This window comes from Faecalicatena contorta (assembly GCF_021531895.1).
Classification (GTDB): Bacteria; Bacillota; Clostridia; order Lachnospirales; family Lachnospiraceae; genus JAFBIX01.
This window is the reverse complement of record NZ_JAFBIX010000013.1, coordinates 68,865-94,028: the sequence shown is the minus strand read 5'-3', so window position 1 is coordinate 94,028 and position 25,164 is coordinate 68,865. Positions and strand designations below refer to the sequence as shown.

Annotated in this window: 23 protein-coding genes and 1 pseudogene; 19 read left to right on the top strand and 5 right to left on the bottom strand. The window is 41.9% G+C overall.

All coding sequences use genetic code 11. The features are described 5' to 3' along the window. Positions 1–150: 150 nt before the first annotated feature. From glpK to JQM81_RS06740, 3 genes are all read left to right on the top strand, one after another. Positions 151–1,650: a glycerol kinase GlpK gene (gene glpK, locus JQM81_RS06750; protein ID WP_235232774.1), complete on the top strand. Its 1,500-nt coding sequence runs from the start codon at positions 151–153 to the stop codon at positions 1,648–1,650. A gap of 340 nt (positions 1,651–1,990) precedes the next feature. Further along, a complete protein-coding gene (locus JQM81_RS06745; RefSeq protein WP_235232773.1) occupies positions 1,991–3,847 on the top strand; it encodes an alpha/beta hydrolase in 1,857 nt (618 codons plus the stop codon). Between the two features lie 212 nt (positions 3,848–4,059). Next, positions 4,060–5,418: an MATE family efflux transporter gene (locus JQM81_RS06740; protein ID WP_235232772.1), complete on the top strand. Its 1,359-nt coding sequence runs from the start codon at positions 4,060–4,062 to the stop codon at positions 5,416–5,418. An 11-nt stretch (positions 5,419–5,429) separates the two neighbouring features. On the opposite strand, the gene JQM81_RS06735 is transcribed toward JQM81_RS06740, so the two are convergent. Both JQM81_RS06735 and JQM81_RS06730 read right to left on the bottom strand, forming a co-directional pair. Then, positions 5,430–6,257 (bottom strand): TrmH family RNA methyltransferase, encoded by an 828-nt coding sequence (locus JQM81_RS06735; protein WP_235232771.1) that lies wholly within the window; start codon positions 6,255–6,257, stop codon positions 5,430–5,432. Between the two features lie 108 nt (positions 6,258–6,365). Next, entirely contained in the window at positions 6,366–8,636 is a 2,271-nt protein-coding gene (locus tag JQM81_RS06730) for a glycogen/starch/alpha-glucan phosphorylase (protein WP_235232770.1), read from the bottom strand. Positions 8,637–8,776: 140 nt separating this feature from the next. Here JQM81_RS06730 and JQM81_RS06725 point away from each other — a divergent pair, with 140 nt between their 5' ends. Then, entirely contained in the window at positions 8,777–9,664 is an 888-nt protein-coding gene (locus tag JQM81_RS06725; protein WP_235232769.1) for an AraC family transcriptional regulator, read from the top strand. Positions 9,665–9,818: 154 nt separating this feature from the next. After that, positions 9,819–10,871, top strand: a complete 1,053-nt coding sequence (locus JQM81_RS06720; protein ID WP_235232768.1) for a helix-turn-helix domain-containing protein — start codon at positions 9,819–9,821, stop codon at positions 10,869–10,871. 84 nt (positions 10,872–10,955) lie between these two features. On the opposite strand, the gene JQM81_RS06715 is transcribed toward JQM81_RS06720, so the two are convergent. Together JQM81_RS06715 and JQM81_RS06710 are read right to left on the bottom strand one after the other, a co-directional pair. Further along, the gene (locus JQM81_RS06715; RefSeq protein ID WP_235232767.1) at positions 10,956–12,440 is read right to left on the bottom strand and encodes an AAA family ATPase; all 1,485 of its coding nucleotides are present in this window, start codon (positions 12,438–12,440) and stop codon (positions 10,956–10,958) included. 80 nt (positions 12,441–12,520) lie between these two features. Then, entirely contained in the window at positions 12,521–12,928 is a 408-nt protein-coding gene (locus tag JQM81_RS06710) for an RrF2 family transcriptional regulator (RefSeq protein WP_235232766.1), read from the bottom strand. Positions 12,929–13,242: 314 nt separating this feature from the next. Here JQM81_RS06710 and JQM81_RS06705 point away from each other — a divergent pair, with 314 nt between their 5' ends. The 7 genes from JQM81_RS06705 to JQM81_RS06675 all read left to right on the top strand — a co-directional run bounded on the left by JQM81_RS06705 (position 13,243) and on the right by JQM81_RS06675 (position 18,155). Continuing rightward, a complete protein-coding gene (locus tag JQM81_RS06705) occupies positions 13,243–13,902 on the top strand; it encodes an amino acid ABC transporter permease (protein ID WP_235232765.1) in 660 nt (219 codons plus the stop codon). After that, positions 13,883–14,557, top strand: coding sequence for an amino acid ABC transporter permease (locus JQM81_RS06700; protein WP_235232764.1), 675 nt, complete (start codon positions 13,883–13,885; stop codon positions 14,555–14,557). The genes JQM81_RS06705 and JQM81_RS06700 overlap by 20 nt, the downstream gene beginning before the upstream one ends. 6 nt (positions 14,558–14,563) lie before the next feature. Further along, positions 14,564–15,328 (top strand): amino acid ABC transporter ATP-binding protein, encoded by a 765-nt coding sequence (locus JQM81_RS06695; protein WP_328282599.1) that lies wholly within the window; start codon positions 14,564–14,566, stop codon positions 15,326–15,328. A gap of 27 nt (positions 15,329–15,355) precedes the next feature. Then, positions 15,356–16,261 carry a transporter substrate-binding domain-containing protein gene (locus JQM81_RS06690; RefSeq protein ID WP_235232763.1) on the top strand — a complete coding sequence of 302 codons (906 nt, stop codon included), beginning with the start codon at positions 15,356–15,358 and terminating at the stop codon, positions 16,259–16,261. Between the two features lie 213 nt (positions 16,262–16,474). Next, entirely contained in the window at positions 16,475–17,029 is a 555-nt protein-coding gene (locus JQM81_RS06685; protein WP_328282600.1) for an AzlC family ABC transporter permease, read from the top strand. After that, a complete protein-coding gene (locus tag JQM81_RS06680) occupies positions 17,022–17,345 on the top strand; it encodes a branched-chain amino acid transporter permease (RefSeq protein WP_235232761.1) in 324 nt (107 codons plus the stop codon). The genes JQM81_RS06685 and JQM81_RS06680 overlap by 8 nt, the downstream gene beginning before the upstream one ends. A 12-nt stretch (positions 17,346–17,357) precedes the next feature. Further along, positions 17,358–18,155: a glutamate-cysteine ligase family protein gene (locus tag JQM81_RS06675; protein WP_235232760.1), complete on the top strand. Its 798-nt coding sequence runs from the start codon at positions 17,358–17,360 to the stop codon at positions 18,153–18,155. On the opposite strand, the gene JQM81_RS06670 is transcribed toward JQM81_RS06675, so the two are convergent. After that, on the bottom strand, positions 18,127–18,456 hold the full coding sequence (locus JQM81_RS06670; protein WP_235232759.1) for a helix-turn-helix domain-containing protein: 330 nt from the start codon (positions 18,454–18,456) through the stop codon (positions 18,127–18,129). The two genes, JQM81_RS06675 and JQM81_RS06670, sit on opposite strands and share 29 nt — an antisense overlap. 266 nt (positions 18,457–18,722) lie before the next feature. Between JQM81_RS06670 and tnpA the strand changes: the two genes are divergently transcribed. From tnpA to JQM81_RS06640, 7 genes and pseudogenes are all read left to right on the top strand, one after another. Next, positions 18,723–19,136, top strand: coding sequence for an IS200/IS605 family transposase (gene tnpA, locus JQM81_RS06665; RefSeq protein ID WP_235232758.1), 414 nt, complete (start codon positions 18,723–18,725; stop codon positions 19,134–19,136). Then, positions 19,123–19,299 (top strand): helix-turn-helix domain-containing protein, encoded by a 177-nt coding sequence (locus JQM81_RS13655; RefSeq protein WP_328282598.1) that lies wholly within the window; start codon positions 19,123–19,125, stop codon positions 19,297–19,299. Before tnpA ends, JQM81_RS13655 begins: the two co-directional genes overlap by 14 nt. Before the next feature lie 12 nt (positions 19,300–19,311). After that, positions 19,312–20,235 (top strand): annotated as a pseudogene (locus JQM81_RS06660) (RNA-guided endonuclease InsQ/TnpB family protein); the annotation flags it as partial. Positions 20,236–20,617: 382 nt separating this feature from the next. Further along, complete coding sequence (locus JQM81_RS06655; protein ID WP_235232757.1) at positions 20,618–21,538, top strand: LysR family transcriptional regulator; 921 nt, start codon at positions 20,618–20,620, stop codon at positions 21,536–21,538. Between the two features lie 167 nt (positions 21,539–21,705). Beyond that, a complete protein-coding gene (locus JQM81_RS06650; RefSeq protein WP_235232756.1) occupies positions 21,706–23,010 on the top strand; it encodes an O-acetylhomoserine aminocarboxypropyltransferase/cysteine synthase family protein in 1,305 nt (434 codons plus the stop codon). 150 nt (positions 23,011–23,160) lie between these two features. After that, complete coding sequence (locus JQM81_RS06645; protein WP_331473097.1) at positions 23,161–24,486, top strand: MATE family efflux transporter; 1,326 nt, start codon at positions 23,161–23,163, stop codon at positions 24,484–24,486. Positions 24,487–24,673: 187 nt separating this feature from the next. After that, on the top strand, positions 24,674–25,117 hold the full coding sequence (locus tag JQM81_RS06640; protein ID WP_235232755.1) for an Hsp20/alpha crystallin family protein: 444 nt from the start codon (positions 24,674–24,676) through the stop codon (positions 25,115–25,117). Positions 25,118–25,164 lie beyond the last annotated feature (47 nt).

Genomic DNA, 25,164 nt, shown 5'->3' with positions numbered 1-25,164 from the left:
TAATCAATCGGCTTCGCCGCAAATTTTGAGCGATTTGTCAAGCGTTTTTTGCAAAAAAGTGGGTGATTTTTTGAGATAAGGGTCGGAAAGCCTTATAAAATCAGGGCTGAAGATTCCGAGAAGTTATATACTATGAAAGGAGGAATGCATATGAAGAAATATGTGATGGCGCTGGACCAGGGAACCACAAGTTCCAGATGTATTTTATTTGATCATCAGGGACACATCTGCAGTATGGCACAGAAGGAGTTTCGGCAGATATATCCGGCACCAGGATGGGTAGAACATGATCCCATGGAAATCTGGTCTTCCCAACTGGCGGTTGCAGCTGAAGCAATCAGTAAGATTGGTGCTACGGGTACGGAGATTGCGGCAATTGGAATTACGAATCAGCGCGAAACAACTGTGGTCTGGAATCGCCATACGGGACTTCCGGTCTATAATGCAATTGTATGGCAGTGCAGGAGAACCGCAGAAAGCATTGAAAAATTGAAGAAGGATGGATTTTCTGAATATGTACATAACACAACTGGATTAATACCGGATGCATATTTTAGTGCGTCAAAAGTTGCATGGATTCTTGATAACGTGGAAGGAGCAAGGGAAGAAGCAGAAGCTGGAAATCTGATGTTTGGAACGATTGATACATGGTTAATTTGGAATCTAACAAAAGGAACCGTTCATGTCACAGACTATACGAATGCGTCCAGAACTATGATGTATAATATCCATGATCTTTGCTGGGATGAAAAGATACTGGAATATTTTCATATTCCAAAGTCTATGCTGCCAAAAGTACGTCCATCCAGTTATGTGTATGGATATACGGAAACAAGCGTGTTAGGGGGAAGTATTCCGATTACAGGTGCAGCAGGTGATCAACAGGCAGCTCTGTTTGGACAATGCGGATTTTCAGCAGGAGAGGTGAAAAACACATATGGTACAGGTTGCTTCTTGTTGATGAATACCGGTGAGAAGGCTGTAACTTCAGACAATGGGCTGTTAACTACAATTGCAGCAAATGCAGGGGAAAAGATTCAGTATGTTCTGGAAGGAAGTGTGTTTGTTGCTGGGGCTGGAATACAGTGGCTTCGCGATGAGATGCGTATGATAAAAAATGCGGCACAATCTGAGGAATATGCTGTATCGGTAAAAGATACCAATGGGGTCTATGTTGTGCCGGCATTTACGGGAATGGGTGCTCCTTATTGGAATCAATATGCAAGAGGAACAATCGTTGGTGTTACAAGAGGATGTAGTAAAGAGCATTTTATTCGGGCGGTTCTTGAATCTATGGCATATCAGACAAGAGATATTCTGGAAGTCATGAAGAAAGAATCAGGCGTAGATATTACCAGTCTAAAGGTAGATGGCGGTGCTTCTATGAATAACTTCCTAATGCAGTTTCAGGCAGATATATTAGATGTAGAAGTGCTGCGTCCGGAATGTGTAGAGACAACTGCACTGGGAGCAGCGTATCTTGCTGGAATTGCAGTGGGATATTGGAAAAATGTAGATGATGTTCTTGAAAACTGGGCACTTTCCAAGACGTTTGTTCCACAGATTGAAGAAGAAGAAAGAGAAAAGATACTGAAGGGATGGACAAGAGCTGTGAGAGGTGCTTTAGCATGGGCTGATGAAAAACATTGATTTTCGGACAATTATTACAAAAAGATTGACATAAAGGATGAAAAGAGATACAATTTAAACAAATAACAAAGACGAGTGACAATTATTGTATGAGAAGCGGAGACACAATAATCTTTTTAAGAGTATTGTGTCTTTTTTATGTTTTACTTTACGGGGAATATTTGGTATCACTAAAAGAAGGCTCATTACAATTAATCATTTTTTCTACATTTTCGATGACGGGGTCACGGGAATGTTGAATATATATCATTTCCACAAAATGGTCTTTAGAAATCTATAGTATAACATTTATAAGACTTTTATGGGGGGAAATGGCACAAAAGCAGAGGAGGAGATCAGAATGAGAAAAAAGATGACTGCAAAGAAATGGACAGTGGTTGCCTTGATTATCTGTTTAATCAGTATGATTGGCACATCGTTTGTTCAGACATGTAACCAGAAAATAAAAATTAAAAGTATGAAATGGGAAAGCCCACAAGGATGTCTTCTGAGCGCAGATTTGTGGATTCCGCCAAATGCAACGGCTGATACTCCGGCACCTTGTATTATTACTGTCGAAGGGTGGTACAATAATAAAGAGATGCAGGATATGTATAATGTTGAGTTGTCTAGACGTGGTTATGTTGTACTTACACTAGATATGCATGGACATGGCAATTCAGAAGCACTACCGTCAGATCGTTTGTATGAAGGAGCAGTTGGTGTGGATGCAGCAGTACAACTTGCAGCAACGCTTCCATATGTGGATGTGGAAAAAATTGGTGTTACTGGGCATTCTAGTGGCGGAACAGCTGCAAATATGGCGGTGGCAATTGATAATGAGCGCGAGAATCCATTAATTGCATGTGTACTTGAGCAGGCAGGTGACTGGCAAGATGACACAGGCGGAGACCACAGTGGTGATTATGGAAGCAGAAGTGTTGGGATTATCGCCAGTGAATATGATGATTTTTATTTCGGAACCTACGATGAAGAAGGTAATATGTTGACAACTCCAAAACAATTCATGAAGACAGATGGAGCAAAGAAGTTCCTGAACTTCAATGAAGAACCGAACAGTGGGTTTGAGGCAGAAGCAGGCAAATATTATACGAAGGATTTTGATGGAAAAGAATCTATTCGTGTAATTTATCGCCCGACCTGTATTCATCCAGCAGTGACAATTTCATCTGAATGTGCGGGATATGCGATAGACTTCTTTGAAAAAACGCTTGGTGCGCCACATCCATTAGCAGCTACTAATCAGATATGGCAGTGGAAAACCGCATTTAATACACTTGGACTTGTTGGATTCTTCTTGTTTGTTATCTTCTTTACATTGGCAATGTTGGATACCGAATATTTTAAGACTTTGAATGCGAATGGAGAGGTCCAGCCGGTAGCGGTGGCAAATAGACAAGGAAAAGCATGGTTCTGGGGCAGTACGATTGCATCGGTAATTTTTTCTGGTGCATGTTTCCTGTTCTGTATTGAAAAAGTATACTCGAATACGACAGAATTCTTTAGTCAAACTGGACCTCTTACTATAGGTGCGTGGTCTGCTGCATGTGGGTTGTTTGCGATTCTGCTTATGGTGCTTTCTTATCAGATGTATGGAAAGAAAAACGGTGTATCCCTGCGAGAAAGTGGTGTGTTAATATCTAGGACTGAAGTATGGAAGACATTGCTTTTAGGTCTTCTGGTGGTGGGTGTGTCAATTCTTATAGTGTTCTGTGGTGCATATTTCTTTAAGGCTGACTTCAGAATATGGATATTGGCAATTAAAGCTTTTGATGCGGATAAAGTTGTAATCGCGCTGAGGTATCTGCCAATGTTCCTGTTGTTCTATATGGCGCATTCTGTATCAATGAATTGTTTCAATTATAATACGATCGGAGGTAAGAAGGGAAATACAGTACTTCTTTGCTTTGCCAATTCTCTGGCACCAATTGTATTGACAGCGGCACAATATATTTATTTCTATGTAACAAGTCGTCAGTTGTTTGGACTTAGTGAAGGCGAAAGAATAGCCCCGATCTGGTTGATACCTATTATATTCATTTTGTTTGGTGCGGCATTGATGTCAAGAATTGTATATAAGAAAACGCGAAATCCATATATTGCTGGATTAATCAATGCAATGCTCATAACGATTATCAGCTGCTCTAACACATTTACAACATTAAGTGCTGGATCTATGATTTGTACAACATTCTAGAAGGGAAAATCAATAAAGAAAATTTTTAGTGTAGAACAGGGAGAGTGGGCTTTAAAGCTTGCGCTCCTTGTTTTGATGTCGAAGGAAAAGAAGAACTGGTAAATCATTGACTTTCCAGATATTAGTTGATACAATGTGGATGCTAAAAGAATTAGTCCTTTGCCGTAAGGCGAAGGGCTTTTTAATGTTTTGCATCTGGAGGAATATCGAGAATGAGAGAAAAACTATTTTCAGATAAAGTATTTTGGGGTAAACTTTTACATCTAGCCGCGCCGATTGCCTTACAAAATCTGATGCTGGCGTCGGTGGCCGCAGCCGATGCACTTATGCTTGGGCGTGTGACTCAGAATTCTATGTCAGCAGTGTCTTTGGCAACACAGATTCAGTTTGTTCAGAATATGGTGCTGATGGCAATTGTATCTACGATTGTAATTTTGGGTGCGCAGTATTGGGGAAAGAAGGATACAGATACGGTAAATGATATCTTTTGTATTGGACTTCGTCTGAGTGTAGCGGCATCTTTTATCTTTTTCATTGGATGTATCTTTTTTCCGCGTTATCTGATGATGATATTTACGAATGAAGAAGCTTTGATTGTCATTGGAATACGATACCTGAAGATCGCAGGATGGTCTTATCTGTTGACGGGAATCTCTCAGTGCTATCTTGCAATCATGAAAGTCAGTGAGCATGCTGGACAAACGGCACTTGTCAGTTCTGGTGCGGTTATTATTAATATTGTACTGAATGCAGTATTTATCTTTGGTTTATTTGGAGTACCGGTAATGGAAGCGCAAGGGGCAGCACTTGCAACTTTGATTTCGAGAGTGATTGAACTATCTTGGGTGGTCATTGTTTCCTATCGAAAAGGATATATTCATCCGAAATGGAACCGGCTGTTTAAAAGAAACCGTTTGCTGTCAAAAGATTTCCGAAAGTGTGTACTTCCGCTTCTGGGGGCAAGTCTCTTTTGGGGAATCGGGTTCACTTCTTATTCGGCGTTTATGGGGCATCTTGGGACGGACGCGACTGCTGCCAATTCCATTGCAGCAGTGGTCAGGGATCTGGTGTGCTGCCTGTGCAATGGTCTTGCCAATGGAGGGGGAATCCTTGTAGGTAATGAACTTGGTGCAGGGCACCTGGAACGGGGGAAACAATATGGAGATCGGCTGGTAAAGATTGCATTTTTAACTGGCTTTTTGTCTACTGTAATTATGCTTGCGGTAACGCCATTTGTCACGAGATTTGTGAAGATGACAGATCAGGCGAGCTGGTATCTGGTCGGAATGATGATTATCATGGCATTTTACATGATCGGGCGTACTGTGAATACGATTATCATCAATGGCATCTTTTCGGCTGGAGGAGATACGATCTTCGATATGTACAGTCTGGCTGTCTGTATGTGGGGAATTGCCGTTCCACTGGCGGCAGCAGGGACATTTTTCCTGCATTGGCCAGTGTTGGTAGTATATGCATGTACTTGCCTTGATGAAGTTGGTAAGATTCCGTGGGTCATGTACCATTATCGCAAATACATATGGGTTAAGGATCTGACAAGAGAGTGGTAGTGCCAGGGGGATTACCTGCTCCCAAGCTGCCAGAATGCAACAGCACTGGCGGCGGCGACATTCAGAGAATCTACGCCGTGAGACATGGGAATCTTCACAGTATAATCACAGTCGGCAATGGTGCTGGCGGCAAGTCCATCACCTTCGGTTCCGAGAATGATAGCCAGTCTTTCTTCTGCCATCAGTTCTGGATGATCGATGGAGACGGAGTGATCACTTAGCGCGAGGGCTGCCGTTTTATAGCCGGAGGCTTTGAGATTATGAATTGCAGGCTGCGGCCATTCGGATTCTTCCTGCCCGAGAAATGTCCATGGAATCTGGAACACACACCCCATGCTGACACGAATGGCGCGGCGGTATAATGGGTCGCTGCATGCAGGGGTCAGAAGAACCGCATCCATATTCAAAGCGGCAGCCGAGCGAAAGATTGCACCGATATTGGTGGGATTCATTACATTTTCCAATATGGCAATCCTGTGGGCATCTCTATAGATAGACGAAGCTTCCGAAAGCTTTGGCCTGCGCATAAGACAGAGTGCACCCCGAGTCAGATTGAATCCGGTCAGCTGTGTCAGGACATCAAAATCGGCGGTATATACGGGTATATCGCCACAGCGTTCAATGATAGATCGAGCTTCACCAGCGATGTGCTTTCGTTCCAGAAGAAGTGAAACAGGAACGCATCCTGCATCCAGGGCGCGTTCAATCACTTTAGGACTCTCAGCAATGAAGAGTCCTTTTTCTGGTTTATCCCGGTTTAACAGTTGTCGTTCTGTGAGTCGAGCGTAAGGATCTAACTCGGGTGCATGAAAATCGGTAATTTCTATGATATGTGGCATAACAAACTCCTTAAAAATGGTATAGGGATATTATAGCTGTTTTGTGACATATACGCTATAATAAAATAACAGAAGCGCCTATTTTAGGCGCTTCCTTTGGCTATAGATTTATTTGGACAGATGCCAGATATCCCGATTGTATTCTTCAATGGTTCTGTCGGATGAGAAGAATCCGGCTTTGCTGATATTAATTAGTGTGCGGCGTGCCCAGTCAAGCGGGTTGGCTGCGTAATCCGCAATTGCCTGATTCTTACGAACGACATATGCATTGAAGTCTGGCAGAGTCTGGAACCAGTCTTTGCCGCATAGTTCATTGCGAAGGCGAACCAGATTCTCTTCCTGACCGATGTTCAGCATTTTCTCAGAGGTCAGGAAATCAATGGCTCTTTTGATGTTCGGATCGGCTTCGTACCATTCATGGGCAGAATAGTCTCCATTAGCGTATCTTCGGATGACCTGATTACTGCTCTGACCGAAAATATAGATGTTGTCGTTGCCGACAGCCTCTGCAATCTCTACATTAGCTCCGTCCATGGTTCCAAGGGTAAGAGCGCCATTCAGCATGAACTTCATGTTTCCGGTACCGGAGGCTTCTTTGGAAGCAAGACTGATCTGTTCGGACAGATCACATGCCGGTATCATCATCTCGGCAGCAGTCACGTTATAATTTTCGATAAACACAATATGAATCCAACTGGAGACTTCTGGATCATTTTCAAATAGCCTGGACAGAGTAAGCAATGCGTGGATGATATCCTTTGCCAATGTGTAAGCAGGTGCCGCTTTTGCACCAAAAACAGCCGTGATTGGTGCAGTTGGCAGATGACCAGATTTGATTTCAAAGTACTGATGAATCAGATACAAAAGATTCAGCTGCTGACGTTTGTATTCATGAAGTCTCTTGGACTGGATGGTGAATAAGCTGTCGGGATTGACTTGAATGTCCTGCTTCTGTTGCAGCCATTTTGCAAATGCAATCTTATTATCCTTTTTTATCTGCATGAGTTCGCGCAGTACTTTTTCATCATCAACGAACCTGGCAAGCTTTTCAAGTTCGGAAGCATCCTGCTTAAATCCTGGTCCAATCAGATTTTCGATAAATGCTGTCAGTTCAGGGTTGCATTTGATAAGCCAGCGGCGGAAAGTGATTCCGTTTGTTTTGTTGTTGAATTTTTCTGGGTACAGGTTATAAAAATGATTCAGTTCACTATTCTTTAAAATCTCGGTGTGTAATGCGGCAACACCATTCGTACTATGGGAAAAATGGATATCCATATTTGCCATATGTACCTGCTGATATTCGTCAATGATGGCAACGGATTTGTCATCGGTTCTTTCCTGGACGATTGTATCCAGCTTTTTGATGATTGGCACCAACTGAGGAACAACTGTCTCCAGATAAGTTTCCGGCCATTTTTCCAGGGCTTCTGCAAGGATTGTATGGTTCGTGTAAGCGCAGACATCTGTGACGATGGCGACTGCTTCTTCGAATTCAATTCCTTTTTCTTCCAGGAGACGAATGAGTTCTGGAATGACCATGGATGGGTGAGTGTCATTGATCTGGATTGCTGCATAGTCAGCAAGATCGTGGAGGTTGCTTCCGCGTTCCATACATTCTTCGAGAATGAACTGAGCTCCGGCACTGATCATCAGGTATTGCTGGTAGATGCGAAGCATACGTCCTGCATCATCGCTGTCATCTGGGTAGAGGAACAGTGTAAGATTCTTGGCAATATCCGTCTTGTCAAATGAGATTCCCTCGGCAATGATGGAATCGTCGATGGTGTCGAGGTCAAAAAGATTTAACTTGTTCGTACGTCCATTGTAGCCGGTAACAGCAATTTGATATAAACGGGCTTCGTATTCTTTCCCTGCAAGAGAAACCGGATAAGTCTTTTCTGTTTTTTGTGTCCAGTCATGGCTCCCCAGCCAAAAGTCAGGGCTCTCACTTTGCAGTCCTCCTTTTAGATTCTGATGGAAGAGGCCGCAGTGATAGCGAAGTCCGATACCATCACCTGGAAGATTCAGAGTAGCAAGGGAATCGAGAAAGCAGGCTGCAAGACGTCCAAGACCGCCATTCCCAAGACTTGGTTCTGGTTCAGTCTCTTCCAATTCGCCCATCGTCTTTCCATTTTCCTCCAAGATCTCTTTTACATCATCGTAGAGTCCCAGATTAATCAGGTTGTTGCTTAAGAGTTTACCGATCAGGAATTCGGCAGATATATAATATAATTTGCGTCCGTTGACTGGTTGGATATGTTGTGCACTTTCATCATTGACAATCTGAAGCAAGGCAGTGTAGAGGTCTTCGTAAGTGCAATCTGTGAGTTCTTTTTGACAGAGTTCTGTAAGTTTCTTTTTGAGTTCACATTTTGTCATGGATAGAATCTCCTTTCATTTACCAAAATCAGAAATATTACTCTTTATATTTATCACATTTATTAAGAAAAAGCTTGTATAATACGACTGAATTATTGTACAATCCTATCATTAAAGAAAATCGAAAGAAGTTGTAAAAATTGGGAAAAGTTGAAGAAATAAGTAAAAATACATATGATGCTTACTATGAGAGTAAGAGACATTCTGATATTATGTTCGCATATACAGTCTATCCGTGTACCATACCGCAGGATTTCTCTTTTGTGCCGCTTCACTGGCAGGATAGTTTTGAGATTATCTATGTGAAGCGCGGAGAAGGCCAGATCCAGGTAGATTTTGATACTTTCAAAGCGCAGGCTGGGGACATCTTTATTGTGATTCCTGGACATCTGCATGGAATCCGACAGTTTGAAGAGAGTCGGATGGAGTATGAAAACATTATTTTTGATAAGGACTTTCTGGGAAATGCGATTGTGGATACTTGCAGTCAGAAATATTTGCAGCCACTTCTGGAAGAGAAACTGTATTTTCCTGTACGAATCGGAAGAAATCATGAATTGCACGAAACAGTCAGCGGATATCTGGATATGGCGGATGTTCTGTGTGACAAAAGAACGAGAGGCTATGAATTCGGCGTAAAGGGCTGTCTGCAATTGGTTTTTTCCAGCCTTTTTCAGATCTCGAAGGAGAAGCAACGTGGTATGGAAGATAAGAGTATGCAGAAGATTAAAACGGTGTTGTCCTATATGGAAGAGCATTATGACAAGAAGATTACGATAGAAGAAATGGCAGCAGAGTGTGGGTACAGTGCCAGCCATTTTATGCGGTGGTTTAAGGAGATGACAGGGACAAGATTTGGCAATTATCTGATAGAATTCCGGCTTGGAAAGGCCGCATATGCGCTTCGGACCACCGAGGATACTGTGTTGGAAATCGCAGAGCAGACGGGATTTAATAATTTATCGAATTTTAATCGCTTATTTAAGAAGAAATATAAGATGACGCCAAGTTCTTTCCGAAAAAAATAAGCGACGATTCTTAACTTACGGTTAAAAAACTCCCCTTACAATTTAATATCTGCTCAATAGGCAGAATAGAAGCCATCTGCTACAATACAGTTAGAAGCATGAAGATGTGCAGAAGAAGGCCTTCAAAAATAATGAAAAACGAGGAGAGACCATTATGGAGATGAAAGATGTAATTCGTAAGAAGCGAAGGGAATGTGGACTTACGCAAGAACAGGTCGCAAGTTTTCTTGGAGTGTCTACACCTGCGGTCAACAAGTGGGAAAGTGGTGTTACTTATCCGGATATTTCGTTACTTCCATCGTTGGCACGATTGCTGAAGACAGATCTGAATACGTTGATGTGTTTTCGGGAGAATCTGACGCAGGAAGATATTGCCGGAATTATGAATACAATAGTGGAGACTGGCAGAGAAGAGGGAATGGAGAAGGCATTTCTCTTGGTTCAGGAACAGGTAAAAGAATATCCATGCTGTGCAGAGCTTCTGTGTCAGATGGCGACTTTACTGAAAGGAATGGTGATGATACTGCCTTGTACCGATGAACAGATACAAAAGAATCATGCGTATGCTTCAGAATTATATGAGCGGGTGGTGCAGTGTGATGATCCGGTCTGTGGGAATCGTGCAAGATATATGCTTGCCTCAGAAGCAATCCAGAATGAAGAGTATGACAAGGCACAAGAATTGATTGCTCAGCTTCCAGAATATAATACTTTGGATAAGAGACAGCTGCAGATCTCTATGTATATGAAACAGAGAAAAAATGCAGAAGCTGCAGAATTACTGGAATGTAAATTGAACTTTGCCCTTCAGGAAGTATTCTTATTATTAAATCATCTTGCAACGGTTGCTGTCTGGGAAAATGACAGTGAGCGTGCGTGGGAACTGGCAGAATATAGTCAGAAGGTAATGGGAATATATAACTGGAAGTACAGCATGAATACAGTAGCACTTTCTGTTGCAATGGAAGAAAGGGATGCCAGGCGTTGCATATCCATATTAAAGGAGATGCTGGAAGCTTTGTCTAAGCCATGGGATATTAGCAGCTCGATTCTTTATTCGCATATAAAGAAAAAGGAAGCAGATACAACTTTCCAGAGTCAGATGATAAGATCATTACTTACAGCAATGGAAAAAGATGAACAATTTGAATTTCTGTGGGAGAATACAGAGTTCAGAGAGCTATTGGAAAGGTATAAGACAGAATAGGAATTTATTTTAAAATATCAATAAAGAAGGACCTTGCCAAATAGAATTACATAAGCTGGCAAGGTCTCTTTCATTATAATAATATTAAGACAAAAGTTCTCGAACCATCTGTGCATCAAAGGCTACAGAATCTACATGCTCGACTTCAATCTGATATAATGCATTGGCTGCGATATGTTCAGCTGCCTGTTCAAGATCACGGATTCCGCTGGTGTTTTCATGAAGCTTAATGACAGCATCCAGACCATCTGGAGTCAGGCTGCATTCGTCTTTTCGCATACCGATTCGTTTCAGGACCTTTGGAAGAGCATATTGTGAGAAGATTACTTTTTTCTCATCGGCAGTATAGTCTGGGATCTCAATGACAGCAAAACGAGACATCAATGGTGCACTGATCTGATCTTTGTCATTGGCAGTCGCAATCGGATAGACGCCGACGGTAGGAATCATACATTCAATATAATTATCCGTGAATCCAAGGTTGTCCAGAAGGGTCAGAAGGACATCGGCAGGGTTGCCGTTCCCCTTGCCGGAGGCAGCCTTGTCTAATTCATTGATAATAAATACCAGGTTCGATTCGCCCGCCATGGAAAATGCATCCATAATGATACCAGGTTTTGCATTGGCGTAGATACGGGAACTACCGGTTAGCTGTTCCGGATCATTGATGGAGCTCATATCCAGAGTGGTCCAAGGCAGTTTTAAGATACGGGCTACAGCGTAAGCAATCTGTGATTTGCCGGTTCCGGCCGGACCGATCAATAACAGACCATAGGCCGGCAATGTATGGGTACGGTTTATCTGGATGATTGTCTCGATGATTCTCTGCTTGACACGTTCCATGCCGTAGAGTTCTTCGTCAAGAATACGGCGAGCTTCTTCTGGGTCGATGGCTTCAAAGTAATTACTCTTCCATTGGATATTCATCATCATAGAGAGGGCTCGCTGTGCGTGACGGCGTTCTTCAGGTGAGACTTCATTAGAACGGGCAACTGCCAGATTCCTTCTTGCCCAGAGACGAATGTTATCTGGTAAAGTCCTTCCGGCACAATTCATAAAGTCGGTAATACTCTGAAGGCTGGTGAGTTTCATGCTGTCACCGGCTTCTTCCTGATCTTCGTCTACAACCTCTTCGGTAGGAGCGTTGCTTAAAAGCAGACGTTCGATCATGAACTGAAGAAATCCATCTTCTGCAGATAATTTAGATCCACCGCCGAAAGCAATTTCACGAATCTTATATACAGCGTATCCATCTTCACGGTTGACACCGGACAAGCGAACATTAATATGGTTCTCGCCCATCCATTTCAAGAGACTTACGAAACGAGCATCAATCTGAAGAATATCGGAACTGATCGTACCCTCTTCTTCTTTGAATTCAAAGGATGTACGCTTAATAGGATTGGTAAATACACCACAAGAGTGATGTTTTAAGTTCTTACCCTGGTTGTCGAGAATAAGAATTGGTTGTTCCGGTGAGACATCGGATGAATTGGTACGGAAAACTGTATAAGTACATTCGGAAACTTTTGCTTTTTCCGGAGAATTGCTAAAATCAAAAACTGGCATGAAAAGACCTCCTAATTCGGCATAAAATTTTCTTTAGTTTAGCATAAAACGAATGATTCTGCTATAATTCCAGGCAATATTTATAGATTCCCGTTTAGCACATCTTCCAACGTTATATTGTAAAAAAAGTCATGAATGACAGAATCATATTTTTGCCATAAAGGTAAAGTCATACAAGTGTCTTTTCTGGGACAAGGATCAGCGTCAGGCAGCATACAGGCAACCGGCGCAAGTGGTCCTTCTGTTAATTCTATAATCTCTCCGATGACATATTCTTCTGGTGAACGCGTGAGCATATAGCCTCCACCTTTTCCGCGCAGACCTTTTATAATTTTCCCTTTTACGAGAGCCTTTAAGATAATTTCCAGATATTTTTCGGAGATATCCTGCCGGGCTGCAATATCTTTCAATGGGATATATCCATCCTGCTGGTTCTGGGCAAGATCAATCATTACTCTAAGAGCATAACGGGCTTTTGTTGAAATCATAAGACTACCTCCAATCTAAAGTTATTATATCCAGTTATAAAAAATATTTCAATAATAACCCAATAAACATATTGACATAGTAGGTTAATAGTGATAATATGCTTACAAGAAAAATGAAAGGAGAAAAGGTCATGACAAAAAACTGTTGTAAGAACTTATGTTGTTGTCGAATGTTGATTTACCGGATATACTGCGTGATAAGGTGCAGCAGCAGGCTTTGTTGTGCTTAGAGATCTTATCTGTGAAAATGTATGTATATCCGGGGGAATGTATCCTCGGTTTTTTAATGCTTTTTTTGAAGGAGGAAAAGCACAATGAACTGGGAATTTATATGGAAATATCTGCCTATGTATGAGCGGGCCGCGTGGCTCACCGTACGGATCGGCTTTGCCGGAGTTGCATGTGCCATCATACTCGGACTGATCTGTGCAGTCGTACAGTATGAGAAGATCCCTCTTTTGAAGCAAATAGTGGCTGTATATATAGAACTCAGCAGAAATACACCGCTGCTTGTCCAATTGTTTTTTATCTATTATGGACTTCCGAAGATAGGGATTCAGACGGATGCCGAGACATGCGGAATTGTGGGGCTGGCTTTCCTGGGAGGCAGTTATATGGCAGAAGCTTTTCGAAGTGGATTGGAAGCCGTTGCAGATATCCAGACAGAGAGTGCATTGAGCCTGGGTATGAATCGGTTACAGGTTATGCGGTATGTGGTCCTGCCGCAGGCAGTTTCCATCAGTGTTCCGGCATTTATGGCAAATGTAATCTTTCTGTTGAAAGAGACGAGCGTATTCAGTGCTATCAGTTTAATGGATCTGATGTTTACAGCAAAAGACTTGATCGGACTTTATTATAAAACAACGGAAAGTTTGTTTTTATTGGTAGTGTTTTACCTGCTTATACTGCTTCCGATATCAATATTAGGAAGCTTATTGGAAAGGAGGCTGCGCTATGCCGGATTTGGGGCTTGAGGTCCTACTGAAAGGACAGAATTTTGTCAGGCTGCTTACGGGTCTTGGAGCAGCACTTAGAATCAGTCTTATCGCTGTATTGATCAGTATTCCGTTAGGAATCTTGCTTGGAGTATTGATGACATGGAAACATCCGGTCGTTAAGGCAATCCTTCGAATTTATCTGGAGATTGTCAGAATTATGCCTCAGATGGTCTTATTGTTTCTAGTGTTTTTCGGAACAACAAGGGCCTTTGGCTGGGACTTATCTGGAGAAAATGCATCGATTATTGTATTTTCCTTCTGGGGAACGGCTGAGATGAGTGATCTTGTAAGAGGAGCACTGATCAGCATTCCAGTACATCAGTATGAGAGCAGTGAGGCGCTGGGAATGAGTAAAGCACAGACTTATTGGTACATTATTATTCCTCAGACACTGCGAAGATTGATTCCACTGTCTATCAACTTGATTACCAGAATGATTAAGACGACGAGTCTGATATTGATGATTGGCGTTGTTGAGATCCTGAAGGTAGCACAGCAGATCATCGAAGCAAATCGAATGTCCAGTCCGAATGCTGCATTTGGAATCTACCTGGTCGTATTTTTACTATATTTTCTTGCCTGCTGGCCAATCAGCATGTTCGCAAGATATCTGGAAAGAAGATGGAGGTGACGAGTCGTGGCAGAGTCATTGCTTACAATAGAACATCTGGTCAAGCGATATGGTGACCATGTGATCCTGAATGATATTGACTTGAGCGTCAAAAGAGGAGAAGTTATCGTGGTCGTAGGACCAAGCGGATGTGGAAAGAGTACACTGCTGCGGTGTATGAATGCGTTAGAACCGATTCAGGGTGGAACGATTAAGTTACGAGATGAGACCATTGATCCAAAGAGCAGATCACTGACCAGCCTCAGACAGAAGATAGGAATGGTGTTTCAAAGTTATGATCTGTTTCCACATCTTACGGTGTTGGATAATGTTCTGCTGGCGCCGATGAAGGTGCAGAAACGAAAGAAAGAAGAAGTTACAGAAGAAGCGATGAAGCTTCTGGAAAGAGTTGGATTACACGAGAAAGCAGGCAGTTTCCCAAGGGAGCTGTCCGGGGGACAGAAGCAGAGGGTTGCGATTGTCCGTGCACTGTGCATGCATCCTGAGATTCTGCTTTTTGATGAAGTGACGGCAGCGCTGGATCCGGAGATGGTCCGGGAAGTGCTGGATGTTATCTTAGATCTGGCTGCGCAGGGGCGTACCATGATCATTGTGACGCATGAGATGCAGTTTGCACGTGCTGTCGCAGACCGAGTGTTACTTCTGGATGGAGGAAAGATTATAGAAGATGAGCCGCCGGAGATATTTTTTGAGAGTCCAAAAACAGAAAGAGCAAAACAGTTCTTAAATACTTTTACATTTCATGCAGTAAAAACTGTAGCAAAAAAATAGATGAATTAGATGGGAGATTATTATATTATGAAAAATTTGAAATTGAAAAAATTAATATCATTAGTTGCAGTCGTATCTACAGTCTTTGCATTGACTGCGTGCGGAAGCTCTGGAAGTTCTGAAGAAGAGTCTGCAGAGGAGACAAGTGGCGCTGTGGAATCAGAAGAAAGTTCTGATGTTGTTTATCGTACTTTGGATGAAATTAAGGAAGATGGAACGATTAATATCGGTGTATTTTCTGATAAGAATCCATTCGGATATGTGGATGAGAATGGAGAGTATCAGGGATATGATGTATATTTTGCAAATAGAATCGGAGAAGATCTGGGCGTGGAAGTGAACTTTGTATCTACAGAAGCGGCAAACCGTATTGAGTACCTGCAGACCGGAAAGGTAGATGTGATTCTTGCCAATTTCACAGTAACTGATGAACGTGCAGAAGAAGTTGACTTTGCATTGCCATACATGAATGTAGCCCTTGGTGTGGTATCACCGGACAGTAATGTAATCACGAGTCTGGATGACTGGAACAGTGATGACCAGATTATCGTAATTTCCGGTACAACGGCAGAGACTTATCTCACAGAAAATTATCCGGATATTCCGTTACAGAAATATGATTCCTACGCAACTGCAAAGAATGCACTGGAGAATGGAAATGGTGTGGCATGGGCGAACGACAATACAGAAGTAATCGCATTTGCATTGCAGAATGAGGGCTACACAGTCGGTATCCCTGAACTTGGAAGCAAAGATACGATTGCACCTGCTGTTTCAAAAGGAAATGATACTTTGCTGGATTGGATCAATGAGGAGATTCAGTCACTGGCAGATGAACAGTTCTTCCACAAAGACTATGATGAAACTCTGGTGGATACCTATGGCGAGGATTATAAGGAAGAGTTGGTTGTAGAAGGTGGAGTGACTGAGTAAAACGAAACGTACAGATGAATCATATAAGCGGCGGAGAACATGCTTCGCCGCTGATTTTCAATAAGACGAAATGGATGGTCCCAGATGAAAAAAGAAATCTTAAGAAATGCATTTATCAAATCAATACCAATCTTGTGCAGTTATCTGTTTGTCAGTATGGCGTATGGAATCATGATGGAAGAGGCGGGATTTGCATGATATGATTCTCTATTCATCAGTATGACGGTGTATACAGGAGCATTCCAGTTCCTTTTGATTACTTTTTTAAGCAGTGGTGCGTCCATACTTACCATTGCATTGACGGCTTTTTTGATGAACAGCCGACAGACATTCTATAGTCTTACCTTTGTGGATGAGTTCCGGCACATGGGAAAGAAAATGCTCTATATGATTCATACCATGACGGATGAGACTTATGCGGTCAATCTGACTCTTGATTCAAAAGGAAAAGAGAAAGAAGATACCATGTTCCTGATCGCATTGTTCTCCAGGTGTTACTGGATGGTTGGAGCCGTCGCAGGAGGGATTCTGGGGCAAGTGATTCCATTTGATCTGGAAGGAATTGATTTTTGCATGACGGCATTATTTATCATCATCTTTATTGACCAGTGGGAAAAGTCAGAGAATCATCTTCCTGCTTTGGCAGGCCTGGCAGTGGCACTTTTCTGTCTGTTCGTAATTGGAGAGAAGAATTTTATGCTTCCGTCATTACTTGTTATCTCGGGGATATTACTGCTTGTCCAGAATGGAGGAATGAAGAGTGAATAAAAATGATATCATTCTGGCGATTCTGGTATCTGCAGTTATTACATTCGCGCTTCGTGCCCTGCCGTTCGTGGCTTTTCGTAACAGAAGAAAGATGCCAAAGAAACTGATCTATCTTGGGAAGATACTGCCTTCTGCTATCATGGCAGTGTTAATCGTATACTGCCTGAAAAGTACAGTGGCGGACTGGAAAGGACATGGGGTGCCGGAATTGACAGCGGCAGCAGTGACAGCAATCAGCTACAAATGGAAGCATAATACATTGGTTTCTATCGCATTAGGAACAGCGTGTAACATATTATTATTGCATCTGGTATAGAGGAAGAGTGCTATGAAAAATACAGTGTTAGAGGAAGCAATTTATCATCGGTATATTGTACCAACGAAACGAAAAAGGACAAAACTTGCCGGACTGGAATTTGAGCTTCCAATCGTAAACAAAGATAACAGACCGGTTGACTTTGAAATAATCCATAAAGTGACGGATGCTTTTGTCCGGGATTTTTCTTTTCAGAAAATCGGCAGAGATGATGATGGATTCATCTATTCTGCCATCCATGAGCAGACAGGAGATGGATTGTCTTTTGACTGTAGTTATAATACAGTCGAATTTTCTTTTGGAACAGAGGAAAATCTAAACGTATTGTATAAGCGTTTTGTGCAATATTATACTTATCTGCAGAAGCAATTGAGTATATATGATCATACGCTGACGGGTATGGGAATTAATCCGCACTATACAATCAATCAAAATGTGCCTGTTGTCAGTGAAAGGTACCGCATGTTGTATCATCATCTTTCCTCATACAAGAATTATGGTCAGGAAATATTGTTCCATCATTATCCGAACTTTGGTTTATTCTCTTGTGCAAGCCAGATTCAACTGGATGTAGAAGAAGAGAATCTGGTAGAGTCACTAAATACATTTACAAAACTGGAACCATTAAAAGCGTTGATTTTTGCAAATTCAGCATGGGGAGAGCATCAGGAGATTCTCTGCAGCAGAGACCATTTCTGGAGAAACAGCCTTCACGGACTGAATCGGCATAATGTTGATATGTATGGGCTGGAATTTGAATCCATTGATGAAGGTGGTTTATTCAGCTTTTCACATTCTGCTGTCTCATAAGCGGACAAATATCAATGCAGCGAAAATCCGGTCTTCTACAGAGTTTACAGCGACTGCCACACTGCTTGTCACAAAGACAAACGATCTTACAAGTCTTTCGATGAATGCATGGTGGATTCGTATATCCTGAATCAGGACGTTCTTTTGTATGTGCGTGAAGCCGTACTTCTTTTGATATGGTAGATGGATCTTTACCGATAATCCGCCCAATTTCAGCGAAACTTTTATTCTCGGTAAGTCCTTTCTCAATATCCACTCGCTGTTCAAAGGTTAAATGTTTCTGATTGCCTTTATTCTTCATAAATATCTCCAATCTGCACAGGCAGGCAATCAGCTGCAAGTACATTATACAGAGAAATAACAGTAGCAATCAATATGGCAAATATGTGTGCAGGAGTAACTTCGACCTATATGGAATTTACTCTTACATTCTGGAATTTAAAAATGCATTTTAGTCCATCCTCTTAGGTGGTTGGGATGAATTGCAAAGAAAGAACATATGTTCTTGGAATTCGGCGGGCATTGTGGTATAATATACTCAGTCGATAAGAAAGGAAGTCTTATATTATGCGAGAGTTAGACCATAATGCTCATTCAGTTTTTTTGTTGTATTATCACCTTATTTTGGTTGTAAAATACCGACGGGATGTCTTTGATGATACTGTTTCTGACCGTGCCAGGGAAATTTTTTCTTATATCGCACCCAGGTATGGCATTGAGGTGGATGAGTGGAATCATGACGGTGATCATATCCTAGTGATGTTCCGGGCTCAGCCAAAGAGTGAACTCAGCAAGTTTATCAATGCTTACAAGAGTGCCAGCAGCAGACTCCTGAAGAAAGAATTCCCAGCGATTCGTAAAAAGCTGTGGAAGGAAACTTTCTGGAGTCAGAGTTTCTGTCTGATAACAGCCGGTGGAGCACCAATCGAAGTGATCAGGGAATACATTAAAACACAGGGTGAGAAACATGAGAAAGAGTAATAAAGCCTTCCAATTCCGCATTTATCCAACGGAAGAACAGAAAGAATTGTTTGCGAAGACATTCGGAAGTTGTAGATTCATCTATAACCAGATGCTGTCGGATAAGATGGAAGAATATAAGAAGACCGGGAAGATGCTGAAGACGACACCGGCAGCATATTAAAAAGAATTTTCGTGGTTGAAGGAAGTGGATTCTCTTGCCCTGGCGAATGTGCAGCTCCATCTGGAACGGGCATACAGGAATTTTTTTGAACGTCCGGAGATTGGGTTTCCGAAATTCAAGTCAAAGCATCATAGCCGAAATGCATATACTACGAATCTGGTGAATGGGAATATTCGACTTCTTGAGAACGGAATCAAACTCCCAAAAGCCGGTGTCGTAAAGGCGAAGATCCACAGACAGATTCCGGAAGGGTTCGGGATAAAGGCTGTGACAGTGAGAAGACAACCTTCAGGGAAGTACTACGTCAGTATCCTTTTTGAATACTGTGCGGATGAAAACCAAGTCCGGGACAGAGAAGGAAGAGAACTGAAGGTTATCGGTATTGATTATGCGATGCATGGGCTGGCAGTATTTTCCGATGGAAGTAAATGCGAATATCCGGATTACTACCGAAGGTCTGAAAAACGGCTGAACAGAGAGCAGCGAAAGCTGTCACGTTGTAAGTGTGGAAGTTCGAATTATCGGAAACAAAAGAAAAAGGTGGCACTTTGCCATGAGAAGGTCAAAAATCAGAGAAGAGACTTTCATCATAAGTTGAGTCGAAAACTGGCGGATGAGTATGATGTGGTTGCCGTCGAGGATCTGAACATGAAGGCAATGAGCAGGAGTCTGAATTTCGGGAAGAGTGTTGCGGATAACGGTTATGGGATGTTGCTGAACATGCTTAGTTATAAGCTGGAAGACCGTGGAGGACAGCTTGTAAAGGTGGACAGGTTCTTTCCATCCAGCAAAAGGTGCAGTAAGTGTGGAAAGGTCAAACAGGTATTACCATTGTCAGAGAGAGTATATCGATGTGAGTGTGGTTATATAAACGACAGGGATGTGAATGCGGCGATCAATATCAGGAAAGAAGCATTGCGTCTGCTCTCTGCATAAAGTATGTCTGTTTCCAGACTGAATTCATGTCCATGTCTGGACGAAATATAGTTGTTATGCCCGTTTTCGGGCTAGAAATCGAACCGCCGGGCAGGCGGGGATAGCTTATTGATACTTGCCCCATTCGGGGGCATTGAGTAAGAAGCCCCCACCTCAAACAACGTTAAGTGGTGGGAGCATGTCACCAGTGTAAAGAGTATTAATCTGAGAAAAGTAATTGGATATCAGATAGATGGTGAAAAGCACAATTTCCTGGATGATTATAATTCGTAAAATTAATTGTCAGGACATCGCATGGCGAAGCAGAAATATATATGTTACAATGAATTTGTGAAATTCTGTACAGGTAATATGATTAAGACTTTATAGAGGAAAAACGAGTATGACTTTAACGCAGTTAAATTATTTTATAACAATTGCAGAGACAAAATCATTAAATAAAGCAGCAGAACAATTATATGTATCCCAGCCTTCACTGACCAATGCCATGAAGGAATTGGAGAAAGAACTGGGAATCACTTTGTTTTTCAGGAGCGGAAGAGGAGTTACGCTGACTAACGATGGAACAGAATTTCTTCTCTATGCAAAGCAGATATATGGGCAATATGAAAGTGTGTTGGAAAAATACGGAAAAGGTGGATCTTATAAGAAAAAATTCGGTGTGTCTACCCAGCATTATTCCTTTGCAGTGAAGGCATTTGTAGATATGGCGAAAGAATTTGATATGTCAGAGTATGAATTTGCAATCCGTGAGACAAAGACGGCGGAAGTAATCAGCGATGTCAGTACCATGAAAAGTGAGATTGGTCTTCTGTATCTTTGTGATTTCAACCGAAAATCAATGGAAAAGCTTCTGAGATCTACCGGGCTGGAATTCCACCATCTAATCGACTGTCAGGCGTATGTATATCTGTGGAGGGAACATCCCTTGGCAAATCAGGAGTCCATCAGCTTTGAACAGTTGGATGGTTATCCATGTTTATCTTTTGAACAGGGGGACAATAGTTCATTTTATTTTGCAGAAGAAATCTTGTCCACGAATGAATATTCACAGACAATCAAGGCAAATGACCGGGCCACAATGCTGAATCTGATGGTTGGCTTGAATGGATATACACTTTGCTCCGGAATCATATGCGAAGAACTGAATGGAAGTGATTTTGTTGCAGTTCCGTTCCACGATGACGAGCAGAATCCCAACAGTGTCATGGAGATAGGATATATTGTGAGAAAGAATACGATACTGAGTAAAGTTGGAGAACTGTATATAGAGAAATTGAAGTGTTATTTGAATATTGATTAGTTGGAATGGGCGATTTTGTCTTATTGTCAGTTGTGATGTATCTAGTTATAGCTTGAAACTATAACTAGATATTTTTTTTGTATATTGGACATATTAAACCTATCGTGTTAGTATGATTACAGAAAATAAAAAACAAGCAAAAAATAAATAGATCGGAGGACATGAAAATGGCAAATATTAAAGATTCTAAAAACTGGGGTTTTGAAACAAGACAATTACATATCGGACAGGAACAGGCAGATCCGGCTACAGATGCAAGAGCAGTTCCTATCTATGCAACATCATCTTATGTATTCCACAATTCACAGCATGCAGCTGACAGATTTGGACTTCGTGATGCAGGTAATATCTATGGAAGACTTACCAATCCTACCGAGGATGTATTCGAACAGAGAATTGCATCTCTGGAAGGCGGTGTCGCAGCACTTGCAGTAGCATCTGGTGCAGCAGCCATTGATTATACATTTCAGGCACTGGCAAGATCAGGAGAGCACATTGTAGCATCTAAGACTATTTACGGAGGAACTTATAACTTATTAGCACATACATTGCCATTGACCAATGGAGTGACAACAACCTTCGTTGATCCGGAAGTAGAAGGTTCTTTTGAGGCAGCAATTCAGGAAAATACAAAAGCAATCTTTGTAGAGACTCTTGGAAATCCGAATTCGAACCTGATTGATCTGGAAGAATTGGCAAAAATCGCACATAAGCACAACATTCCGTTGGTAGTTGATTCTACTTTTGCAACTCCTTATCTGATTCGCCCGATTGAATATGGTGCAGATATCGTTGTTCATTCTGCAACCAAATTTATCGGAGGACATGGAACAGCCATCGGCGGTGTTATTATTGACAGCGGTAACTTTGACTGGAAAGCATCTGGCAAATATCCATGGATATCTGAAGCAAACCCAAGTTATCATGGTGTGGCATTTACGGATGCGGCTGGTTCTGCAGCTTTTGTGACCTATATCCGTGCAGTCATCCTGCGTGATACTGGTGCAACACTTTCTCCATTCCATGCATTCCTGTTCTTACAGGGATTGGAGACATTGTCATTACGTGTAGAGCGTCATGTAAGCAATGCATTGAAGATTGTAGATTATCTGGCACATCATCCACAGGTGGAAGCAGTTCACCATCCTTCACTGGAGAGTGAACCGAGTCATGAATTATATAAGAAGTATCTGCCAAATGGAGGCGGCTCTATCTTTACATTTGAGATCAAGGGAGATGCCGAGACAGCGCAGAAATTCATTGACAATCTGGCAATCTTCTCATTACTGGCTAACGTAGCAGATGTAAAATCACTTGTGATTCATCCTGCAACAACTACACACAGCCAGTGCACAGAAGAAGAACTTCTGGATCTGGGAATCAAACCGAATACGATTCGTCTGTCTATCGGTATTGAGAAGGTGGAAGATCTGATCGCAGCATTAGATACAGCATTTGAAGCAGTGAAATAATAATATAGATACTATAATGTTTGAGCCCATGTTTTTTGGTTAGGAGAAACATGGGCTCGATTTGTATTGTAAAAATGAAGGAGGCGGTGTACAATTTTGATACTTGGGTTAATATAAGTATTTAGAGATAGAAAAGGTTTTGGGGCAATCATGAACGGTATGGATAGAATCGAAAAAATTTCGACAGAGAGAAAGTTTGCAAAGTATGTATCGCAGAATATATTGGGGATGATAGGAATCTCTGCATATGTTATCGCGGATACTTTCTTTATTTCACGGGCAGAAGGCGCAGGGGGAATTACAGCGTTGAATCTGGTGCTTCCGTTGTATAGCCTGATTTTTGGAATTGGCGCAATGATAGGAGTTGGCTCGGCGACCAGATTTAACATCTTGCGGGCCAGAAATGATGAGAGAGCGGAGCTGTATTTTTCCAATGCTGTGATGTTCGCGGTTATTTTAGGGGCATTATTCATGTTGGTAGGTGCTTTGGTACCGGGACAGTTGATCGCTGTGCTGGGTGGAGATGCGCAGATTGTAAAGATTGGTACACCGTATACCAGAATCTTTCTTATGTTTGCCCCCTTTTTTATGGGAAATCATATCTGCAATGCATTCGTAAGAAATGACGGGAATCCTTCTAGGGCAATGCAGGCGACACTTTTCAGTAGTTTATTTAATATTGTAATGGATTATGTGCTTATGTTTCCACTTGAAATGGGAATGGCCGGAGCGGCACTGGCAACGGCATTTTCTCCGGTGGTTGGAATTCTGATATGTTGTACCCACTTTTTCTCAAAAAAAAGTACGGTGAGATTCATCTGGCAGAGGCCATCTGTTAGAAGAATTGTAGAAGCGTGTCAGTTAGGAATGGCAGCATTTATCGGAGAGTTGTCTTCCGGTGTGACGACAGCCGTGTTCAACTATCTGATTCTGGGACTGGCAGGCAATGATGGTGTGGCAGCTTATGGTATCGTGGCTAATACGGCAATCGTAGCGACCTCTATTTTTAATGGAGTGTCCCAGGGTGCACAGCCACTTCTGAGTGAATCTTATGGAAAAGGAGACAGAACTTCTGTGAAGAAGATCTTAAAGTTGTCGATAGGGACTGCGATTATTCTGGCCCTTTTGGTTATATTTGTCGCGATTTGCTTCACACAGCCAATTGTGAATATATTTAACAGTGAACACAATGCGAAGATGGCAGCTTATGCATTGGAAGGAGTGCGGCTGTATTTTGTGGGATTTCTGTTTGCTGGTTTCAATATTGTCGGGACAGGATATCTAAGCGCTACAGAATCTGCAAAATGGGCATTTGTTACATCTATTGTACGAGGCGTGGTGGCAATTATTGTATGTGCATATGTCCTGTCATGGTTGTTTGGAATGACAGGAATCTGGCTGGCGTTTCCGGCGGCGGAGTTGGTTACTACATTACTGATGCTGGTGGCAATTGGTGGGAATCGTTCATTGAATTAATCACAGAATGTTCACAAAAATATTAGAGAGTTCTATTGACGAAGAATAATATAGGTGTTATAGTTCATATAGAACAAAGGAAAAGGATAAAAATTGAATCCGATTCATATGTTCTGAAAGCGACACCTCGGATTTCTCCGATAGTGCTGAAACAATTTTTGTATCTATTTGAAAGGAGATATGACTTATGATGATGCCTAGTATTTTTGGAGAAAACTTGTTTGATGATTTTATGGATGATTTTGCATTTCCGAATGTTGATAAAGTACTGTACGGAAAGCATGCAAGCAATCTGATGAAGACAGATGTGAAGGAGACAGATTCTGGTTATGAAGTAGACATTGACCTGCCGGGATTTAAGAAAGATGAGATTCAGATGCAGCTGGAGAATGGCTATCTGACTGTCAGCGCTGCTAAGGGACTCAATAAGGATGAAAAGAACGAGGATGGAAGATACGTAAGACGTGAGCGTTATGCCGGAAGTGTCAGTCGAAGCTTTTATGTGGGCGAGAATGTGACAGAGAAGGATATCCATCCGAAGTATGAAAATGGTATTTTGTCATTCAAAATGCCGAAAGATGACAAGAAGGCGGTAGAAGAGAAGAAGCACTATATCGCTATCGAAGGATAAAGTATTCTTGAGTATACGGGACTGCATACTTGCTATTGCGGGTATGC

What these genes read in the sequence shown, in the direction of transcription:
- JQM81_RS06700 (WP_235232764.1), top strand. Translation starts at nt 13,883, where the DNA reads ATGCCGGATTTGGGGCTTGAGGTCCTACTGAAAGGACAGAATTTTGTC.
- JQM81_RS06640 (WP_235232755.1), top strand. Translation starts at nt 24,674, where the DNA reads ATGATGATGCCTAGTATTTTTGGAGAAAACTTGTTTGATGATTTTATG.
- JQM81_RS06745 (WP_235232773.1), top strand. Translation starts at nt 1,991, where the DNA reads ATGAGAAAAAAGATGACTGCAAAGAAATGGACAGTGGTTGCCTTGATT.
- JQM81_RS06690 (WP_235232763.1), top strand. Translation starts at nt 15,356, where the DNA reads ATGAAAAATTTGAAATTGAAAAAATTAATATCATTAGTTGCAGTCGTA.
- JQM81_RS06720 (WP_235232768.1), top strand. Translation starts at nt 9,819, where the DNA reads ATGGAGATGAAAGATGTAATTCGTAAGAAGCGAAGGGAATGTGGACTT.
- JQM81_RS06670 (WP_235232759.1), bottom strand. Translation starts at nt 18,456, where the DNA reads ATGAAGAATAAAGGCAATCAGAAACATTTAACCTTTGAACAGCGAGTG.
- JQM81_RS06655 (WP_235232757.1), top strand. Translation starts at nt 20,618, where the DNA reads ATGACTTTAACGCAGTTAAATTATTTTATAACAATTGCAGAGACAAAA.
- JQM81_RS06675 (WP_235232760.1), top strand. Translation starts at nt 17,358, where the DNA reads ATGAAAAATACAGTGTTAGAGGAAGCAATTTATCATCGGTATATTGTA.
- JQM81_RS06705 (WP_235232765.1), top strand. Translation starts at nt 13,243, where the DNA reads ATGAACTGGGAATTTATATGGAAATATCTGCCTATGTATGAGCGGGCC.
- tnpA (WP_235232758.1), top strand. Translation starts at nt 18,723, where the DNA reads ATGCGAGAGTTAGACCATAATGCTCATTCAGTTTTTTTGTTGTATTAT.
- JQM81_RS06715 (WP_235232767.1), bottom strand. Translation starts at nt 12,440, where the DNA reads ATGCCAGTTTTTGATTTTAGCAATTCTCCGGAAAAAGCAAAAGTTTCC.
- JQM81_RS06730 (WP_235232770.1), bottom strand. Translation starts at nt 8,636, where the DNA reads ATGACAAAATGTGAACTCAAAAAGAAACTTACAGAACTCTGTCAAAAA.
- JQM81_RS06710 (WP_235232766.1), bottom strand. Translation starts at nt 12,928, where the DNA reads ATGATTTCAACAAAAGCCCGTTATGCTCTTAGAGTAATGATTGATCTT.
- JQM81_RS06645 (WP_331473097.1), top strand. Translation starts at nt 23,161, where the DNA reads ATGAACGGTATGGATAGAATCGAAAAAATTTCGACAGAGAGAAAGTTT.
- glpK (WP_235232774.1), top strand. Translation starts at nt 151, where the DNA reads ATGAAGAAATATGTGATGGCGCTGGACCAGGGAACCACAAGTTCCAGA.
- JQM81_RS13655 (WP_328282598.1), top strand. Translation starts at nt 19,123, where the DNA reads ATGAGAAAGAGTAATAAAGCCTTCCAATTCCGCATTTATCCAACGGAA.
- JQM81_RS06740 (WP_235232772.1), top strand. Translation starts at nt 4,060, where the DNA reads ATGAGAGAAAAACTATTTTCAGATAAAGTATTTTGGGGTAAACTTTTA.
- JQM81_RS06650 (WP_235232756.1), top strand. Translation starts at nt 21,706, where the DNA reads ATGGCAAATATTAAAGATTCTAAAAACTGGGGTTTTGAAACAAGACAA.
- JQM81_RS06735 (WP_235232771.1), bottom strand. Translation starts at nt 6,257, where the DNA reads ATGCCACATATCATAGAAATTACCGATTTTCATGCACCCGAGTTAGAT.